This window comes from Lacibacter sp. H407, assembly GCF_037892605.1.
In the GTDB taxonomy this organism is placed as follows: Bacteria; Bacteroidota; Bacteroidia; order Chitinophagales; family Chitinophagaceae; genus Lacibacter.
This window is the reverse complement of record NZ_JBBKTU010000001.1, coordinates 2,599,034-2,619,560: the sequence shown is the minus strand read 5'-3', so window position 1 is coordinate 2,619,560 and position 20,527 is coordinate 2,599,034. Positions and strand designations below refer to the sequence as shown.

Genomic DNA, 20,527 nt, shown 5'->3' with positions numbered 1-20,527 from the left:
AAGACCCAATGGCATTATCGATAAATAGCGATTTGCTTTTCGCCTCGATTGCTTTGCATGGCACGATACATTCCATCGCTGTTGAACACCATTGCTGCGTTTCCATTTGCATCCACGCCAATCATTCCGCCTTCGCCTTTCAGCTTTACCAATTTATCCAATGTAACTTTTTCCATTGCTTCCTGCAGAGTCATGCCTTTGTATTCCATCAGGCAACTGACATCGTACGCCGCAACTGCCCGAAGAAATAGTTCACCATGTCCGGTACAGGAAATAGCACAGGTTTGATTATTTGCATACGTGCCGGATCCTATTACGGGTGTATCGCCAATACGATTATAATTTTTATTCGTCATGCCGCCTGTACTTGTAGCAGCTGCAAGATTTCCATTGGCATCGCATGCAACCGCACCAACGGTTCCGAACTTTTTTTCGATGTGAATATTATGATCGAGTGAAGTGGTATCCTCATTTTTTACCAACTGCCACTGGTCATATCGAAACTGTGAAAAGAAATAATCTTCTTCTTCCAATTGCAATTGATGTTGTTTGGCAAACTGCAATGCACCATCTCCACTCAACATTACATGCTCACTTTTTTCCATGATCAGTTTGGCAAGCAATACAGGATTCTTCACGCTGCTTACGCCGGCTACTGCACCTGCTCCTAATGTCTTTCCATCCATAATAGCTGCGTCCATTTCATGTCCACCCGTCTTTGTAAAAACAGATCCTCTTCCTGCGTTGAATAAAATACACTCCTCCAATGAGCGTACTGCCGCTGCTACAGCATCTAATGCAGTACCACCTTTCGCCAACAATGTATAGCCGGCAGTTAATGCTTCAGCAAGACCGCTCACATAAGCAGCCTCAAGCTCGGGCGTCATATCAGCTTTTAGAATTGTACCGGCACCACCATGAATTGCAATGGAAAAATCACGCATCTTATTTCAATAACAATTTACACTCTTGTAACAGTCGTTTCTGTTGAATCGCAGCAGTTCCCACTTCTTCACAAACCAAACCTCCGGCAATGTTTGCAACCTCAGCCATCAGTTGAATATCTTTTGTAGCGGTATAAACTAATGATGCAACAGCAATTACCGTATCACCGGCACCACTTACATCAGCAATATTACGCCGATGTGAAGGAATGATGCCTGCTTCGGTTTCATTTTCATAATACACTCCTTTTTCAGAAAGTGTAATGAAGGATGTATGATGTTGCAGTTGTTCCTTTAAACGAAAATGAATTTGTTTTAACGCCTCTTCACTTATATCATCCGTTAACAGATTCAATCCATCTTTTACTTCTTTGAGGTTGGGCTTGAATACATCCACGCCTTTATACTGAAAGAAATTTTTACGCTTGGGGTCAACAGTGGTAACAATACCATGATGCTTGCAAAGATCAATTGCTTTCTGAATTACCAGTTCAGTTAAAACGCCTTTGTTATAATCTTCAAAAATGAGCACATCGGGTTTTTCCTGTGCAATAAATGTTTGCAGTGCAAGGATCAAGCGGTTCTCATCTTCATAACCCAGATCGGTTGTTATCTCATTATCCAACCGCATCATCTGTTGGTTACGACTGATAATGCGTGTTTTGCTGGTTGTAATTCGTTTGGGGCTGTTCAGTAAAAAATCAGTTTTGATATTTTGCTGTTGCAGTAATTGCTGCAACTGTTTTCCTTCTTCATCATTTCCAACAACACTGATCATTGAAACACTTGCACCAAGCGATGCAATGTTCAACGCTACATTTGAAGCACCACCAATACGATATTCTTTTTTATCAACCGTAACAATGGGAACCGGTGCTTCCGGCGAAATACGTTCCACATGTCCCCACATATATGTATCAAGCATCACATCTCCGATCACACCTGCTTTTAGTTGTGAGAACTGCTGAAACAACTGATCGAATTTCGAAACGCTCATATTAAACCGGCTTCTTTTGATTTGCAACTGCAATATAATAAACAGGAATACCTAACAAAACAATTCCAAAACCAATTCCTGCGTACAAAGGTTTCATTGTAATGAGGAAGAAACAAAACGTCAATCCAAGAATAATATAAATAATCGGCAGTATTGGATAAGCGAATGCCTTATAAGGGCGTTCAATATCCGGACGCTTTACTCGCAATACAAAAATGCCAATGATGGTAAGCACGTAAAATAACACCACTACGAAAGAGATCATGTCTAACAGATCACCATACTGTCCGCTTAAACAAAGTAAAGATGCCCACACGCATTGTGCCCACAATGCCCATTGTGGTACTGCGTTCTTATTTAATGTTCCGGCCTGTTTAAAAAACAGACCATCCTGCGCCATGGTATAATAAACACGTGCACCTGATAACACAAGGCCATTGATACAACCAAAGGTTGAGATCATGATCATCACTGCAATTACATAAGTGCCGATACTTCCAAAAATTTCATTTGCTGCAGCCACAGCTACACGATCTTGTTTGGCAAATGCAATGCTTTGTTCTCCGCCGTTCAAAGGAAGTACACTTATGTACATCACATTCGCTGCAACATAAATAAGTGTAACGATCAATGTTCCCAGGAAAAGACTTAAGCCAATATTTCGTTTTGGATTTTTAATTTCACCTGCAATAAACGTTACACTGTTCCATGCATCACTACTAAAAATAGAGCCGGCCATTGAAGCTGCAATGGCACCTAACACTGCACTGCCTGCCACACCAGCGATCATTCCACCTTCGGAAAGTTTATTCATTTCCCATGCGTTGCTCCAATTGGCATTCCACACATCAGCTTTTGCAGCAAGCAATAATCCAAATACAATCAACCCAAAAAGTGAGAGAAGTTTTGTAATGGTAAATACCGTTTGTATGGCTTTACCGCCCTTTACTCCTCTCGTATTGATATAAGTAAGTAATGCAATTACAAGTATAGAAACGATCTGTGCGGGATATAACTTAAACACACCAAACTGGAACAATATATTCTCATCTTTAATGTCTAATTCAGGAATAAAATATCCGGTGAATTTTGAGAACGCAACACCTACTGCCGCAATGGTTGCGGTTTGAATAACAGTGAAGAAACTCCAGCCGTATAGAAAACCAGCAAGCTTATTAAATGCTTCTTTGAGGTAAACGTATTGGCCGCCTGCTTTTGGAAACATGGCACTTAACTCACCATAGCTAACAGCAGCAGTTAAGGTCATGAATCCCGTAATAAGCCATACAACCAACAACCAACCTGCACTGCCAACGTTACGTGTAATATCGGCACTTACAATAAAAATACCTGAACCGATCATGGAACCTGCCACCATCATAGTAGCATCCAGTAAACTTAAGGATGGTTTAAATTCCTGTTGTGTAGCGCTCATAGCAGTGGTTTCGTTTCAAATGAATAAAATAAGCCATGAAAACGATTGTCTTTCGCATGGCGAAAATACATGGCAAGCGAACTATAAATATGCCACGTGAAACGGAAGATATGAATTAATTCGAAACTGCTATTGCTTCTTGGTTTGCTTGTACGTGTCGTTGAGGCCTTTTACAACTTCACTTGTAATGTTGAAAGCGGTATCCTTAAAGTACAACGTAGGATTACCTTCCTGTGTAGAGAAGATGAAATTATATTTACCTTCTTTGTTATATTCTTTCAGGTATTCATTGATGCGTTTTTGAATTGCATCAATGGCCTTTGCCTGGTTCTCCAGGTGCTGCCCTTGCAGAGTTTGTTGACGTTGACCAATCTGTTGGTAACGTGTTTGATATTCCTGTTGAAATTTCTCTGCTTCAACCTGTGTAATGGCCTGGCCTTTTTTCAGGAATTCAATACGGTCACGTTCCAGTTTATTCAAGTCGCTTTGAATCTGATTATCGTAGCGTGTTTTTTCACGTTCAATATCATCGTTCTTCAGTTTGAAGAATTCATAATACTTCTGAATGGTATCGAGATCGATATACGCAACACGTATATGCTGTTCTTTTGCATCGGCACTGTCTTTTTTCACAGACGTTCTTCCTGTTTCAACAGGCTTTTTTCCGCTAAAATGCAACACGTAAAGCACAGCCACCGCTGCTGCTATGATCACTAGTAAAATGCTTTGAATACTTTTCATAATCAGGTGGGCAAAGTAAAGGATTTCGGGTGAGTGTAAAAAAACGAAATGGTTTTTAAGAAAGCCTTAACAGGAGTAGTAAGGGTTACCAACCTTTAGAAGGTTGGAGTCTGCTCATCCGACGCAGGATGATGACTGCACTTCCTGCTAAAATAAAAAATGTACAGTCACCTTGCAGGTGATCAGACACCAATAAAAAAGCCCTCCAAATTGGAGGGCTTTGAATTATCATTCGGCTATTGCTTACTCTTCGTCATCGAAGCTCATGGCTTCTTTGGTTGTAAGAAGCAATTCATATTCTTCCTTGCTACCTACGATCATGTTTTCAAATTCACGTAAGCCTGTACCTGCAGGGATCGGGTGACCGGTAATTACGTTCTCTTTCAAGCCCAGTAATTCATCAGTTTTACCTTCAATTGCAGCAGTACTCAACACTTTTGTTGTTTCCTGGAACGATGCAGCAGAGATCCAGCTTTGTACGCCCAATGAAGCTTTGGTAATACCCAGCAATACCGGTTGAGCAGTTGCAGAATGAGCATCTCTCACTTCTACCAGCTTTTTATCGGCACGACGCAGGATACTGTTTTCTTCACGGAACTCACGCAGTGTAACAATTTGTCCCGGACGGAATTTATTGCTATCGCCTGGCTCTGTTACTACTTTCTTATCAAAGATGCGGTCGTTCTCTTCGTTGAATTCGAAACGATCAACCAAATCTTCTTCAAGGAACTTCGTATCACCTGCATCAATGATCTCTACCTTCTTCATCATTTGACGAACGATGGTTTCGATATGTTTGTCGTTGATCTTCACACCTTGTAAACGATATACTTCCTGGATCTCATTTACTACGTATTCCTGTACTGCAAACGGTCCTTTGATGGTAAGAATATCAGCCGGTGCAATAGCTCCATCACTTAATGGAACACCTGCTTTAATGAAATCACCTTCCTGTGCAAGGATCTGACGTGTAAGAGGTACGAGGTACTTCTTCACCACTTCATCTTTACTTGTTACAATGATCTCACGGTTACCACGCTTGATGTTACCAAAGGATACCACACCATCAATTTCAGAAACGATAGCAGGGTTACCCGGGTTACGAGCTTCAAACAATTCTGTTACACGTGGAAGACCACCGGTAATATCACGAAGCTTACCAAGTACACGTGGAATTTTCACCAACACCTGACCTGCAATTACTTCTTCACCTTCTTCCATCACAATGTGTGATCCTACCGGCAGGTTGTATGTTTTCGTTTCCTTCGGCCCTTCCACTAACAGTGCAGGGATCTTGGTTTTATCTTTTGTTTCAATTACCACTTTCTCACGGTGACCAGTTTGTTCATCAGCCTGCTCACGGAATGTGATACCATCAAGAATGTTTTCAAACTTAATAGCACCTGCAATTTCAGCAACTACTACGTTGTTGAACGGATCCCACTTACAGATCGAATCACCTTTCTTCACCTGCTGTCCTTCTTTCACAGTTAATGTAGCACCATATGGAATATTGTTGGTGATGAGCAAGCGATCATTTTTCAAATCCATGATCCTTACTTCACCTGTACGACCAATAACCATCTGTACTTTTTCACCTTCATTATTCGTGGTAGTTACTGTACGTAAACCATCGAACTGGATGGTACCATCAAACTTAGCAGGCAATGAAGATTCTACTGATGCAGAACCGGCAACACCACCCACGTGGAAGGTACGGAGAGTAAGCTGTGTACCTGGCTCACCAATTGACTGTGCAGCAATGATACCAACGGCATCACCTTTTTGTGCTACTGCACCTGTTGCAAGGTTTTTACCATAACACTTCACACATACACCACGCTTGCTTTCGCAAGTAAGTACTGAACGTATTTCAACCGTTTCAATACCCGCTTCTTCGATTTGACGTGCAAGTGCATGCGAAATTTCTTCACCTGCATTTACAATGATCGCATCAGTTAACGGATCATACACATTGTGTAATGATGTACGACCTTCAATACGATCGCTCAATGGTTCAATAATATCTTCGTTATCTTTTAATGCACTTGTAGCAATACCACGCAGTGTACCGCAATCCTCATCTTTGATCACAACGTCTTGTGCAACGTCAACCAAACGACGGGTAAGGTAACCGGCATCCGCTGTTTTCAAGGCAGTATCGGCCAAACCTTTACGGGCACCGTGGGTAGAGATAAAGTAATCCAATACGCTCAAGCCATCTTTAAAGTTGCTCAATACAGGATTCTCAATGATCTCACTTCCGGTAGAACCAGATTTACGTGGCTTCGCCATCAAACCTCTGATACCAGCCAACTGTTTTACCTGTTGCTTGCTACCACGGGCTCCACTATCCAACATCATAAACACGGAGTTGAAACCTTGCTTATCGGCCGCCATTTCACGGATCAATGTTTCTGTTACACGTGTATCAACACGGCTCCAGATATCAATGATCTGATTGTAACGCTCGTTATTGGTGATAAGACCCATGTTGTAGCTATCCCACACTTCATCAACTTCACCTTGTGCATTCTCAACTAATTGCTCTTTAATTTCAGGAACGAGCAAATCGTTAATGTTGAACGACAATCCACCCTGGAAGGCTGTACGGAAACCAAGTGTTTTGATATCATCAAGGAACTTCGCTGTTTTAGGAACGTTGGTAATTTCAATGATATCACCAATGATCTCACGCAAGTTCTTCTTCGTTAATAATGCATTTACATAACCAACTTCTTTCGGTACAAACTGATTAAAGATTACACGACCCACTGTTGTGTCAATGAGTTTATTTACCAACTGTCCTTTCTCCAGCACATTGGCTTTTACTTTGATCCATGCGTGCAGGTCAATTTGCTTTTCGTTGTAAGCAATGATCACCTCTTCAGCAGAATAGAACGCCTTACCTGAACCTTTTACAATTTCAGTATCAGTTGTTTTCTTTCCTTTTGAGATGTAATACAAACCGAGTACCATGTCCTGAGAAGGAAGCGTAATTGGCTGTCCGTTCTGCGGGTTAAGGATGTTGTGTGATGCAAGCATCAACAACTGAGCTTCTAATACAGCTGCATTACTCAATGGAACGTGAACCGCCATCTGATCACCATCGAAATCGGCGTTGAACGCAGAACATACGAGCGGGTGAAGCTGGATCGCTTTTCCTTCAATCAATTTCGGTTGGAAGGCCTGGATCGATAAACGGTGCAACGTTGGGGCACGGTTTAACATGATCGGGTGACCTTTCAATATATTTTCAAGGATATCCCAAACAATGGCTTCTTTCTTGTCCACGAGTTTACGTGCAGACTTCACTGTTTTTACGATACCTCTTTCAATCAGCTTACGGATGATAAATGGTTTGAACAGTTCAGCCGCCATATCCTTTGGTAAACCGCACTCATGCAATTTCATTTCAGGACCTACCACAATTACCGAACGACCGGAATAGTCAACACGCTTACCAAGCAAGTTCTGACGGAAACGACCTTGTTTACCTTTCAATACATCACTCAATGATTTCAATGCACGTCCGCCTTCGGCTTTCACTGCATTTGATTTACGTGAGTTATCGAACAATGAATCGATCGCTTCCTGTAACATACGCTTCTCGTTACGAAGGATTACTTCAGGAGCTTTGATCTCCAGCAATCTTTTCAAACGATTATTACGGATGATTACACGACGATAGAGATCATTCAGATCAGAAGATGCAAAACGACCACCATCCAATGGAACTAACGGACGCAGTTCGGGTGGAATAACAGGAATGTATTGCATAACCATCCATTCAGGACGGTTTGTAATGCGAAGATTTGCATCACGGAAAGCTTCTACAACGCTCAAACGCTTTAACGCATCTGCTTTACGTTGTTGTGAAGTTTCAGTTGCAGCTGCATTACGTAAGTCGTAGCTCAATTGATCCAGATCAATACGCTGCAACATATCGTGCACAGCTTCAGCACCCATCTTGGCGATGAATTTCATTGGATCTTCATCAGGCAGGTATTGATTATCTTTTGGTAATGTATCTAGCAGATCGAGGTATTCTTCTTCTGTAAGAAGATCACCCATTACCATGTTTTCTTTTACGCCCGGTTGAATAACGACATAGCGTTCGTAGTAAACGATGGTCTCTAATTTCTTAGAGCTTACGCCTAACAGGTAACCAATTTTATTCGGCAATGATTTGAAATACCAGATATGAACAACAGGTACTACCAATTTGATGTGCCCCATACGCTCACGACGTACTTTCTTTTCCGTTACTTCCACACCACAACGATCGCACACAATACCCTTGTAACGGATACGCTTGTATTTACCACAAGCACATTCGAAATCTTTTACCGGTCCAAAAATGCGTTCGCAAAACAAACCATCACGCTCAGGTTTGTACGTACGATAGTTGATGGTTTCCGGCTTTAACACCTCACCAAAGCTGCGTTCCAGAATTGTATCAGGAGATGCAAGACCGATGGTGATTTTTGAAAACGTAGGCCTCTGACGGTTTTCTTTTCTGAATGCCATAAGTTTTGAGCTTTTAGCTTTTAGCAGCGGGCTGTGAGCCCCGTTGCTGATTATTTAAACTTTGTTACTATTTGTTTGATGTTGAAGCTTGCAGCTCACAGCTGAAAGCTCTCAGCCGGATTTACTCTTCAAATTTCAGGTCAAGTCCCAAGCCTCTTAATTCATGAACCAATACATTGAATGATTCAGGAATACCAGGACGTGGTACGTTATCACCTTTTACGATTGCTTCATAGGTTTTTGCACGACCCATGATATCATCTGATTTGAGTGTAAGTAATTCCTGCAGGATGTTGGATGCACCGTATGCTTCCAATGCCCACACCTCCATTTCACCGAAACGCTGACCACCGAACTGTGCCTTACCACCCAACGGTTGTTGTGTAATCAAGCTGTATGGTCCGATAGAACGGGCGTGCATCTTATCATCAACCATGTGGTGCAGTTTGATCATGTAAATGATACCAACTGTAGCCTTCTGGTGGAAGCGCTCACCTGTTTCACCATCATACAAAAATGTATGGCCAAACTTCGGTAAACCTGCCTGCTCAATATGATCTGCAATTTCTTCTACTGTAGCACCATCGAAGATCGGCGTAGCGAACTTCACCCCGAGTTTTTCACCAGCCCAGCCAAGTACAGTTTCATAGATCTGTCCAAGGTTCATACGACTAGGTACACCCAATGGGTTCAATACAATATCAACAGGTGTTCCGTCTTCGAGGAACGGCATATCTTCCTGACGAACGATCTTGGCAACGATACCTTTGTTACCGTGACGACCCGCCATTTTATCACCCACTTTCAGTTTACGCTTCACAGCTAAATAAACCTTCGCAAGTTTCAATACACCAGCCGGTAATTCATCACCAATAGAGATGTTGAATTTCTCACGCTTGTAACGGCCGAGTTCTTCGTTATACTTGATGTTGTAGTTGTGTAACAATTGGTTGATCCACTCATCAGTTGTTGCATCACCTGTCCAGCCTAACGGGTTAACGTTTGCATAGTCGATGGTTGCAAGATTTTTCTGATTGAACTTCGCACCTTTTCCAATTAATGATTCACCAAAGTTGTTGTTAACACCTGCAGACGTTTTTGTTTGCAACAGTGATAACAATTTGCTCAACAATACATCCAGCAGATCAGCAGTATTCTTCTCGTGGATCTTCTCTACTTTTTCAAGCAAAGCTTTTTCACGGATCTTACCATTCTTATCTTTCTTGGCTCGTTGGAATAATTTCTTATCAATTACAACACCTTCCGTTCCGCTTGGAGCTTTCAGAGATGCATCTTTTGCATCACCTGCTTTATCACCAAAGATGGCACGTAACAACTTCTCTTCCGGAGTTGGATCGCTTTCACCTTTTGGTGTGATCTTACCAATGAGAATATCGCCTTCTTTAATGGCTGCACCAATACGGATGATACCGTTCTGATCCAGGTCTTTGGTTGCTTCCTCACTTACGTTTGGAATATCCGGAGTTAATTCTTCTTCACCCAACTTTGTATCACGCACTTCGAGTTCGTATTCTTCAACGTGTACAGATGTGAAAAGATCTTCTTTCACAACTTTCTCATTGATAACGATGGCATCCTCAAAGTTGTAACCTTTCCAAGGCATGAACGCCACTTTCAGGTTACGACCCAATGCCAACTCACCATCTTTCACTGCATAACCTTCAGTAAGGAAGTCGCCTTCTTTTACTGCCTGACCTTTTTTCACAGCCGGTTTCAGATTAATACAAGTGCTTTGGTTTGTTTTGATAAACTTGGTGAGCTTATAAATTTTGAGATCTTCTTCAAAGCTTACCAAACGTTGTTCTTCATTACGTTCGTAACGAACATGAATTTCGTTGGCATCAACATATTCTACCACACCTTTTCCTTCAGAGTTCAACTGAATACGTGAATCTCTTGCTGCCATTGCTTCCAAACCGGTACCAACAATAGGCGCCTGCGGACGTACAAGCGGAACCGCCTGACGTTGCATGTTCGATCCCATCAACGCACGGTTGGCATCATCATGCTCCAGGAACGGAATTAACGATGCACTCAAACCAACGATCTGGTTTGGCGCAACGTCCATGTATTCCACCTCTGCTCTTTCGAGGATCGGGAAGTCGCCACTTTCACGTGAACGAACTTTCTCTTCAGTGATGTTTCCTTTATCGTCAATCGCAATATTTACCTGTGCAATTTTCGCTGTATCTTCTTCTTCCGCACTCAAGTACGTAAGATTTTTTACATCTGCTTTACCATTCTCAACTTTACGATAAGGCGTTTCAATAAAGCCCATATCGTTTACAGTAGCATGCACACACAAAGTAGAGATCAAACCAATGTTTGGTCCTTCCGGTGTTTCAATGGTACAAAGACGACCGTAGTGAGAATAGTGTACGTCACGCACCTCGAAACCTGCTCTTTCACGACTCAAACCACCTGGTCCGAGTGCGGAGATACGACGCTTGTGCGTGATCTCACTCAGAGGGTTTGTTTGATCTAAGAACTGTGATAACTGTGATGTACCAAAGAATGAGTTGATCACAGATGACAATGTTCTTGCATTGATCAGATCAACCGGAGTAAACACCTCGTTGTCACGTACGTTCATTCTTTCACGAATTGTACGGGCCATACGTGCAAGACCTACACCGAACTGAGCATATAACTGCTCGCCCACTGTACGTACACGACGGTTACTGAGGTGATCAATATCATCGATCTCAGCTTTCGCATTGGTTAATTTCACCAAATACTTAATGATGGAGATGATATCATCTTTCGTTAATACCTTCTTCTCGATCGGGAAATTCAATCCAAGTTTACGGTTGATCTTATAACGACCAACTTCACCGAGATCATAACGCTTATCGCTGAAGAATAATTTATCAATGATACCACGTGCAGTTTCGTTATCAGGAGCATCAGCACCACGCAATTGGCGATAGATGTGCTGTACCGCTTCCAACTCACTGTTCGAAGTGTCTTTATTCAATGTGTTGTAGATGATCGCAAAATCACCACTCACTTCTTCTTTCTGGATGAACACGCTCTTCACATCCATTTCGCTGATCATTTCAATTGCTTCAGCATCCAGGATCGAATCACGCTCCAATACCACTTCGTTACGCTCAATACTCACTACTTCACCTGTATCTTCATCTACGAAGTCTTCAACCCAGCTACGGAGTACACGTGCAGCCAAACGCTTGCCTTCATATTTCTCCAATGCTTTCTTATCTGTTTTTACTTCATCAGCCATACCAAACAGTTCAAGGATGTCCTTGTCTGTTTCAAAGCCGATCGAACGTAACAATGTTGTTACAGGGAATTTTTTCTTACGATCGATGTAAGCATACATCACGTTATTGATGTCTGTTGCAAACTCCATCCACGCACCTTTGAACGGAATTACTCTTGCAGAGTAGATCTTCGTTCCGTTGGGGTGAATTGATTGACCGAAGAATACACCGGGTGAACGGTGCAATTGCGATACCACTACACGCTCAGCACCGTTGATCACGAATGTGCCACGGGGAGTCATGTAAGGAATGTTTCCTAAAAACACATCCTGAACGATGGTTTGGAAATCAACGTGCTCCTCATCATTACAGCTCAAACGAAGTTTGGCTTTAAGAGGAACCGCATATGTTAATCCACGCTCCATACACTCATCAATAGAGTAACGGGGTGGATCAATAAAATAATCTAAGAATTCCAGTACGAAAATGTTACGTGTATCAGTGATAGGAAAGTTTTCCTTGAACACTCGGAATAACCCTTCAATGTTACGTTTGTCAGGAGTAGTTTCCAACTGGAAGTACTCTTTAAAAGATTGAATCTGGATACCTAACAGGTCTGGAATTTCTGCGAGGTGTTTTACTTTTCCGAAATTAATTCTCTTGTTTGCTGCAACTCTTGATGAAGACATATGTTCTTACCGGTTTTTAAGTTTGTGCACACGAATAGCTCACCGTCTTTATGCAAAGACAAGTAAATTGATTTTCAGTTATTTATGACTGTAATTGGGCGCCAACTTGCTATTCAGCCTAAATTTAGGGAGGCAAAGTTAGTGATATTGTGTGTTGGAACAAAATTTGATTGCCGGCTTTTGTCCCCGTTTTGTCAGGATTGGGAAAAGTTGGCAGGAAAATGATACAATTTGAAGGTTTGGGATTGAAAAGTTAGTTTGCCTTTGTTTTTGGACCCGGTTGATTTTCTTGAAGAATTTCTACCGAATCAACACGAAACTTCCCTTTCTGTTTATTTCCATGTCGGTCACCAGATCCCTATATTTCAATGTCCATACATAGTTAGCAGCGGGTTGTTGTACACCTTTGATCGTTCCATCCCAAGGCTTTGTCCAATCATTTGATTCATAAACAAGACCTCCCCAGCGGTTATAAACCCTGAACATAAAATCGGCTGCCGTAAGTGCATTCAAGGGGCCGAAGAAATCGTTGATGCCATCACCATTTGGTGTAAAGGCAGAAGGAATATCGATGCGACAGGTTGATAGTTGCGTAACTGTTTTTTCAACACGACTGCTGCAACCCAGATCGTTTGTTACAGTGTATGCAATAATGTACTTTGTTTGGTTTGTTGATGATGCATACAAATGTGGCGCAGGAAAAGAATCGGTGCTTGTGTTTCCATCTCCAAACTCCCACAAAAAACTCAAAGGGCGTTCAGTTGTTGGTATGGGCTGCACATGCAATAAACTATCGGGGCAAAGAAATGGATTGACATTGAAATTGGCCAACAGAAAATTATTTAACCGGAAGGTTGTTGTTGATGTGTCACTGCAAAACCCATTTGATACAATGAGCGTGGTTGCTTTGTTTCCAAACGAATTGTAGATCACTTCTTCTGATTGATTTGTACCTGTTCCGTTGTTGTCGAAATTCCACAACCAGCTATTGATGCCGTTGCCACCGGGGTGATTGTATTGGACTGTATCGGATGTACAACCATAACCTATACTGTAAGTAAAATCAGCATTCACTGTATCCTGTATAGTAAATGATAACTGAGATGGAGGTGTTTGTTGATTACACTCATCCAAAAGCGTATTACCATCAAGTCCCTGTTGTAAGTTGATGGTGAATGTTCCGGCCCGTTGTAAAGGTTGGGAGAATGTAACAATGATCTCAGATGTTAATCCACTGGTATTGCAGTTTCCTCTTGCGTTTGTGATTGTTACGGGATACGTTCCGTTGATTGAAAAATCAGATCCCGAAACTTCAATTGAATTACAACGTATCAGCTTCTTAAATACAAAGCGAACACTACTGGGTGAACAGGTTAATGGTGCAATGCTATCAAATGGAGTTGGCTGCAATGGAAGCACGACAAAATTTACCGCATCGGTAGTTTGTATAGCCCTGTCGCACAAATCAAGAATAGTATTTCCATCGCTACCATTTTTTAACTGTAATGTATAATTACCGGGAGGCAATGGTTGAGATAAAGTGATCACTACTGAATCAGTTTCAAAACTACTATTGCATCCAATGGGGCGCATATTCGTAGCCGTTATATTTCCCGGGAATGCCAGCATATCACTTCCATTGGCTGCTATAGTTGCACATTTCATTTTCTTATTCAGTTTCAGCCGCAATTCATCACCACCACAATTCGTTTTTACTTCCTGCATCAATGGTTCTTTCGGATCAGTGATCACTGCTGTACCACCACCAAACGATAATTTATACCCTTGTTGTGAATTGGAAAAATTACTGATCATGAGCAGGTAAGTACGGCCAGCTGTAAGGTTGGGTCGACGACTGAATTTAGGAGGATTCGTATTATTAAACGAACCGCACTCAAATAAATTTGCTGCAGTTGCACTTGTTCCCGTTTGTCCTGTTAAACCCGACCAGTTGGCTGCAATGCAACGGGTTGTGTTATTATAAACTGTGGAAGGATCAATACCGGTGATATCCCATATCTGCCAATCATAGTCATCACTTGCGCTGATAGGATCAATTAAAAAATTAAGCGTACCCGATGTATAACAAGTAAACCTGTACCAGAAGGGATTAACATCGTAATAGGTGTTTTGACTGGTATTGCAACCCGGAACAATTACCTGGTTATTGACACAACTGGGCACATTATTTTGTGTAAACACACTTGTGCCGCAAACAGGAAATGCTGTAGAAGGTGTTTGGCCGAGTGTAGTGCATTGCGCCTGCAATTCATGTGCAGTTACAATGAAAATAATTACTCCAACCAAACGACTAACGATGAATGATAAGTGCTTTTTCAATACAAAGATTTTTCCTGTTGCTGCAAAAGTAAATGGAATACTTACTTGACAGCCACCGCCTGTAAAACGTTGCCTCATAAAAAAACCCCGACACAAAGGTCGGGGTTGGAAATTTGTAGGAAGAATGCATTACGCAATCTCAACATCAGCACCTGCATCTTTCAACTTCGCTGCAATTTCTTCAGCTTCTGATTTAGATACACCTTCTTTAACAGGCTTTGGAGCTCCGTCAACTAAGTCTTTCGCTTCTTTCAAACCTAAACCAGTTAAGTCTTTAACGATCTTAACAACGTTCAATTTAGAAGCACCACCGCTCTTCAGAATTACATCGAATGCAGTTTTCTCTTCAACAGCAGCAGCACCATCGCCACCACCTGCAGCAACTACTACCGCAGCAGCAGCTGGCTCAATACCGTATTCTGCTTTCAAAACATCTGCTAATTCCTGTACTTCTTTAACTGTTAAGCTTACTAATGATTCAGCTAATACTTTAATGTCTGCCATTTTGTTTTAATTTTTACCGTCTTCACAGCTTGTTTTTGCTCCGACGGCAGTTTAAAAAAATTGTTTCTTCCGTTTTAATTTTAGACACATCCCGGCAGTGTTATTATAACTTGGAGAAATTATCTCTCAATTATTATTCAGCAGGAGCAGCTTCAGCAGCTTGTCCTTTTGTTTCAGCATTATGCAGCAACGCAGCAATCACACGCTTTGCAGGAGATTGGAGCAAACCAATTACTTCGCCGATCAATTCGTTCTTCGTCTTGATCTGTGTTAATGCTTTCAATTGATTATCGCCAGCGTAAACATCACCGTTAATGAAAGCAGCTTTCAACATTGGTTTTTCACCGTTGTTTGCTTTGCGGAACGAGCTGATGATCATTGCCGGTTCTTTTGGATTTTCAGAGAACATCAGTGCTGTTACATTATTCAATGCATCAAACACACCAGTGTAACGCTCAGCATCCAACGATTCCAATGCTTTTTTAATCAGCGTATTCTTTGCCACTTTCATTTCAACATTCTTGTCGAAACATGCACGGCGCAGTTTACCTACTTGTTCAACTGATAATGATTCGGTATCAGTGATGTAGAAATTATTGTATTGACTGAACTTGCCTTTCAGCACTTCAATCACTTCATTTTTTTGTTCTTTTGTCATGATTTTAGTTTTAATAACCCGAAAGGATTAGTTCATGAATGATTTAGTGTCAACAGCAATACCAGGGCTCATGGTGCTTGCCATGTAAATGCTCTTCAGGTAAGTTCCTTTTGCAGTAGAAGGCTTTGCCTTTACTAATGCACCTAAGAACTCAGTGATATTTTCTGCAATTTTTTCAGGAGCAAAACTGATACGGCCCACTGAAGCGTGAACAATACCTGCTTTATCAACTTTAAATGCAATTTTACCACCCTTTACTTCATTTACAGCTCCAGCTACATCATTTGTAACAGTACCTGTTTTAGGATTTGGCATTAAGTTACGAGGGCCTAATACTTTACCCAACTTACCAATCTTCGGCATTACAGCAGGAGTAGCGATGATTACATCGATATCTGTCCAGCCACCTTCGATCTTGGTGATAAACTCATCCAATCCAACAAAATCAGCACCTGCTGCTTTTGCATCCGCTTCTTTATCGGGTGTGCAAAGCACCAATACTTTTTTCGTTTTACCAGTACCGTGAGGCAAGGTTACTGTACCACGAATAGCCTGATCTGCTTTCTTAGGATCAACACCTAAGCGAACGTGAACGTCAACAGAGCTATCGAACTTTGTGCAGTTAATTTCTTTTACGAGTGTAGAAGCATCCTTCAGGGAATAAATCTTGTTATTATCCACCTTGGCTTCTGCTACTTTTCTTTTCTTAGTCAAAGACATGTTTCAAAAATTTAAGGTGAATAATTAATTTTCCCAAGGGGCTTTACCGTCTACAGTAATACCAAGGCTGCGTGCAGTTCCTGCTACCATGCTCATAGCACTGTTCAGTGTAAAGCAATTCATGTCAGGCATTTTATCCTTCGCAATTGCTTCTACCTGATCCCAGGTTACCTTACCAACTTTAGCACGATTTGGTTCTTTCGAACCTTTTTGAAGTTTCGCTGCTTCCAGTAATTGAACGGACGCAGGTGCAGTTTTGATAACGAAGTCGAACGACTTGTCGGAGTAAACAGTAATCAAAACAGGTACTACTTTCCCCATTTTGTCTTGAGTTCTTGCATTAAACTGCTTGCAGAACTCCATGATGTTAAGACCCTTTGAACCAAGGGCCGGTCCTACAGGAGGTGCAGGGTTTGCCTGTCCACCCTTTACCTGCAGTTTCACAAATCCTGTGATGTCTTTTGCCATTGTAAAAGTTTTTTTGGTGATAGCGTGCCGCTTCCTGCGACACTCCCAAACAAATAAATTCTTCTAAAGAACTTTTTGGGATGGCAAAGGTAAGGCTCATTTCCTTACCAGCAAAGGGTTTTAGCAAGTATTTTATGGTTTTGAACGTGTGTAAACGTTGTTGATTTTGGGACTGTAACAACAACAATTTTACAACTGCTGTATAACCTTGTAAAAAAAAGAGCATTTATTTTTTACTGGCTGCATAATTTGCTTTAATTTTTCAATTCAATTCTAAAAAACTCCACAAACAACTTTAAAAAAATCAATCAAATGGCAAAAGCAAAAAAGAAAGCTGCCAAGGCTGCCAAGAAACCAGTTAAAAAGGCAGTAAAAAAGAAAGCAGCGAAAAAAGCTCCTGCTAAGAAAAAAGCAGCAAAAAAAGCTCCTGCTAAAAAGAAAGTAGCTCCCAAGAAAAAGGCCGCTGTAAAAAAGAAGGCTGCTAAAAAAGCCATCAAGAAAGTTGTAAAAAAAGCAGCAAAGAAAAAAGCAGCGAAAAAAGCTCCGGCTAAAAAGAAAGCAGCTCCAAAAGCAAAGCCGGCAGCAAAAAAAGCAGCTCCTAAAAAAGCGGCTCCTAAGGCAAAGCCAGCAGCAAAAAAAGCGGCTCCTAAAAAGGCAGCTCCTAAAGCAAAACCGGTAAGTGCTCCTGCACCGGCGCCTGTTCAGGTTGAACTTCCATTACCGGAAGCACCTGCTGCTCCTGCAGTTGAAGAAACAAGCAGTACAGAAAGCCAGGAATCGTAAAGAATTCCTGCTCTAAATAAAAAGTCCCCACTCAATGAGATGGGGACTTTCTGTTATGTTGATCTTTTTTAAGAAAGCTTTTCAACCTGCATGTAATTCAATTCAACCGGAGTAGCACGTCCAAATACTTTTACGGCTACTTTCAGTTTTTTCTTCTCATCATTCACTTCTTCAATTACACCATTAAAGTCGTTGAATGGTCCATCAATAATTTTGATCGTTTCACCGACAATGAACGGCTCACTCATGGTCATACCACTTGCATCAGCCATTTCATCAACCTTACCCAGCATTTTATTTACTTCAGCTTTGCGTAATGCAATTGGATTTTCCTTTCCTAAGAAATGGATCACATTGCTTGTATTGCTGATGGTTTCACGAATATCATCGCCTAATTTTCCTTCTTCTACTTCAATCATTACATAGCCGGGATAGAAGTTACGTTCACGAACTACTTTTTTACCATTGGCAACTTTGTACACTTTTTCAACAGGCAGAAACACCTGCTTTACAATATTATCCCAACCGTTACGTGTAATTTCTTTATCCAGGTATTCCTTCACCTTCTTCTCTTTGCCGCTCACGACACGAAGCACATACCACTTACTGGTTTCCACATTGGCAGTTTCAGACATGACTACTTATTATTTGAAGAATGAATAAAAGAATTGAAGAGCACTGGCAATACCCAGATCCATCACCCAAATAATAGCGGTAATGATCAGCGTGGCAATCAGCACAATCATCGTTGACTGCTGAAGCTGTTGCCAAGTTGGCCAGGTTACTTTTTCAAGCAACTCTCTGTACGAATCTTTGAAGTAAGCCGATACTTTGTTCATTTAATTTCTGATTTACAGATTTAATCTGCACGGGCACTAGGATTCGAACCCAGATCAAAGGTTTTGGAGACCCGTATGCTACCGTTGCACCATGCCCGTAGAAAGCTAAAAGCTATCCGCCAGAAGACGGACAGCTTTTAGTTTTATGTATTGCAAATGTAAAACATTTGCGTAAGCTAAAAGCCGTGGCTTCGCTTATTTTATAATTTCAGTAACCTGTCCGGCACCTACTGTACGACCACCTTCACGGATCGCAAACTTCAAACCTTTCTCCATCGCAATTGGCTGGATAAGTTTTACAGTAAGGTTTGTATTATCACCAGGCATCACCATTTCAGTTCCTGCAGGTAATTCAACTTCACCAGTTACGTCAGTTGTACGGAAGTAGAACTGAGGACGGTATTTTTGGAAGAATGGAGTATGACGTCCACCTTCTTCTTTGCTCAACACGTAAACTTCACCTTTGAATTCAGTGTGAGGAGTGATTGATTTTGGAGCACAGATAACCATACCACGACGGATATCTTTCTTCTCAATACCACGGAGGAGCAAACCTGCGTTATCACCAGCCTGACCTTGATCCAATAACTTCTTGAACATCTCAACTCCAGTTACAGTAGAGTTCATTGGAGCATCCATCAAACCTACAATTTCAACGGCCTCACCTACTTTCACAATACCACGCTCAATACGACCAGTAGCAACAGTACCACGACCAGTGATTGAGAACACGTCCTCTACACTCATCAGGAATGGCATGTCAACCGGGCGTGGAGGAAGAGGAATGAAAGTATCTACTGCTTCCATCAATTCTTCTACTTTAGCAACCCATTGTGGTTCGCCAGCCAAAGCGCCGGTAGCAGAACCTTGGATGATTGGAGTATTGTCACCATCAAAGCCATAAGAGCTTAACAGTTCACGAATTTCCATTTCAACCAGTTCCAACAACTCAGCATCATCAACCAAATCAACTTTATTCATAAACACAACGATCTTAGGTACGCCTACCTGGCGTGCTAAAAGGATGTGTTCTTTTGTTTGTGGCATAGGACCATCAGTGGCAGCTACTACTAGGATAGCACCATCCATCTGAGCAGCACCTGTGATCATGTTCTTTACGTAGTCAGCGTGACCAGGACAATCTACGTGTGCGTAGTGACGGTTTGCTGTTTGGTATTCTACGTGGGCAGTGTTGATTGTGATACCACGCTCTTTTTCTTCGGGCGCTCCATCAATTTCATCGTACTTTTTAGCAACATTACCCATACCTTTTTTAGACAGGATATCAGTAATAGCAGCAGTTAAGGTTGTTTTACCATGATCTACGTGACCAATAGTACCAACGTTTACGTGCGGTTTTTCCCGCTTAAAGGTCTCTTTAGACATCTTATTTGTTTTTAAATTGTGTTTACAAAAACTGTTAAACTATATTATGTAATCGGCTTCAATGCTACTATTAGCTGTTGTTGCGTCGCACACTTCAACTTTTATTCATCGCCCAGCACATTCAAACCACCTCAGAAATGTGTTGAGCCGTTAGTGAGAATCGAACTCACGACCTCTTCCCTACCAAGGAAGTGCTCTACCACTGAGCTACAACGGCTGGCAGAGAGTGAGTAATCTCACATCAAATC

At 41.6% G+C, this 20,527-nt stretch carries 15 protein-coding genes and 2 tRNA genes; 1 reads left to right on the top strand and 16 read right to left on the bottom strand.

Annotation, left to right across the window (positions count from 1 at the left end):
• Nucleotides 1–14 precede the first annotated feature (14 nt).
• From WG989_RS11440 to rplK, 11 genes are all read right to left on the bottom strand, one after another.
• Entirely contained in the window at nucleotides 15–944 is a 930-nt protein-coding gene (locus tag WG989_RS11440) for an isoaspartyl peptidase/L-asparaginase family protein (protein WP_340429522.1), read from the bottom strand.
• 1 nt (nucleotide 945) lies between these two features.
• Complete coding sequence (locus tag WG989_RS11435; protein ID WP_340429521.1) at nucleotides 946–1,941, bottom strand: bifunctional heptose 7-phosphate kinase/heptose 1-phosphate adenyltransferase; 996 nt, start codon at nucleotides 1,939–1,941, stop codon at nucleotides 946–948.
• Between the two features lies 1 nt (nucleotide 1,942).
• Nucleotides 1,943–3,376, bottom strand: coding sequence for an APC family permease (locus WG989_RS11430; protein WP_340429520.1), 1,434 nt, complete (start codon nucleotides 3,374–3,376; stop codon nucleotides 1,943–1,945).
• A gap of 129 nt (nucleotides 3,377–3,505) precedes the next feature.
• The gene (locus WG989_RS11425; protein ID WP_340429518.1) at nucleotides 3,506–4,117 is read right to left on the bottom strand and encodes an OmpH/Skp family outer membrane protein; all 612 of its coding nucleotides are present in this window, start codon (nucleotides 4,115–4,117) and stop codon (nucleotides 3,506–3,508) included.
• A gap of 243 nt (nucleotides 4,118–4,360) precedes the next feature.
• A complete protein-coding gene (gene rpoC / locus WG989_RS11420) occupies nucleotides 4,361–8,647 on the bottom strand; it encodes a DNA-directed RNA polymerase subunit beta' (RefSeq protein WP_340429517.1) in 4,287 nt (1,428 codons plus the stop codon).
• 121 nt (nucleotides 8,648–8,768) lie between these two features.
• The gene (rpoB, locus tag WG989_RS11415; RefSeq protein WP_340429515.1) at nucleotides 8,769–12,581 is read right to left on the bottom strand and encodes a DNA-directed RNA polymerase subunit beta; all 3,813 of its coding nucleotides are present in this window, start codon (nucleotides 12,579–12,581) and stop codon (nucleotides 8,769–8,771) included.
• A 300-nt stretch (nucleotides 12,582–12,881) separates the two neighbouring features.
• On the bottom strand, nucleotides 12,882–14,921 hold the full coding sequence (locus WG989_RS11410) for a T9SS type B sorting domain-containing protein (RefSeq protein ID WP_340429513.1): 2,040 nt from the start codon (nucleotides 14,919–14,921) through the stop codon (nucleotides 12,882–12,884).
• Nucleotides 14,922–15,050: 129 nt separating this feature from the next.
• Nucleotides 15,051–15,425 carry a 50S ribosomal protein L7/L12 gene (rplL, locus tag WG989_RS11405; RefSeq protein WP_340429511.1) on the bottom strand — a complete coding sequence of 125 codons (375 nt, stop codon included), beginning with the start codon at nucleotides 15,423–15,425 and terminating at the stop codon, nucleotides 15,051–15,053.
• A gap of 133 nt (nucleotides 15,426–15,558) precedes the next feature.
• Nucleotides 15,559–16,083 (bottom strand): 50S ribosomal protein L10, encoded by a 525-nt coding sequence (gene rplJ, locus WG989_RS11400; RefSeq protein ID WP_340429510.1) that lies wholly within the window; start codon nucleotides 16,081–16,083, stop codon nucleotides 15,559–15,561.
• A gap of 27 nt (nucleotides 16,084–16,110) precedes the next feature.
• Nucleotides 16,111–16,803 carry a 50S ribosomal protein L1 gene (gene rplA / locus WG989_RS11395; RefSeq protein ID WP_445298477.1) on the bottom strand — a complete coding sequence of 231 codons (693 nt, stop codon included), beginning with the start codon at nucleotides 16,801–16,803 and terminating at the stop codon, nucleotides 16,111–16,113.
• 24 nt (nucleotides 16,804–16,827) lie between these two features.
• Nucleotides 16,828–17,271, bottom strand: coding sequence for a 50S ribosomal protein L11 (rplK, locus tag WG989_RS11390; protein ID WP_340429509.1), 444 nt, complete (start codon nucleotides 17,269–17,271; stop codon nucleotides 16,828–16,830).
• A gap of 312 nt (nucleotides 17,272–17,583) precedes the next feature.
• Between rplK and WG989_RS11385 the strand changes: the two genes are divergently transcribed.
• Complete coding sequence (locus WG989_RS11385; protein WP_340429508.1) at nucleotides 17,584–18,054, top strand: hypothetical protein; 471 nt, start codon at nucleotides 17,584–17,586, stop codon at nucleotides 18,052–18,054.
• 68 nt (nucleotides 18,055–18,122) lie between these two features.
• On the opposite strand, the gene nusG is transcribed toward WG989_RS11385, so the two are convergent.
• The 5 genes from nusG to WG989_RS11360 all read right to left on the bottom strand — a co-directional run bounded on the left by nusG (nucleotide 18,123) and on the right by WG989_RS11360 (nucleotide 20,496).
• Nucleotides 18,123–18,689 (bottom strand): transcription termination/antitermination protein NusG, encoded by a 567-nt coding sequence (gene nusG, locus WG989_RS11380; protein ID WP_340429506.1) that lies wholly within the window; start codon nucleotides 18,687–18,689, stop codon nucleotides 18,123–18,125.
• Nucleotides 18,690–18,698: 9 nt separating this feature from the next.
• Nucleotides 18,699–18,893: a preprotein translocase subunit SecE gene (secE, locus tag WG989_RS11375; RefSeq protein WP_340429504.1), complete on the bottom strand. Its 195-nt coding sequence runs from the start codon at nucleotides 18,891–18,893 to the stop codon at nucleotides 18,699–18,701.
• 28 nt (nucleotides 18,894–18,921) lie between these two features.
• Nucleotides 18,922–18,992, bottom strand: a tRNA-Trp gene (locus tag WG989_RS11370).
• Nucleotides 18,993–19,088: 96 nt separating this feature from the next.
• A complete protein-coding gene (gene tuf / locus WG989_RS11365) occupies nucleotides 19,089–20,279 on the bottom strand; it encodes an elongation factor Tu (RefSeq protein WP_340429503.1) in 1,191 nt (396 codons plus the stop codon).
• Nucleotides 20,280–20,424: 145 nt separating this feature from the next.
• Nucleotides 20,425–20,496 (bottom strand) — tRNA-Thr (locus WG989_RS11360).
• Nucleotides 20,497–20,527 lie beyond the last annotated feature (31 nt).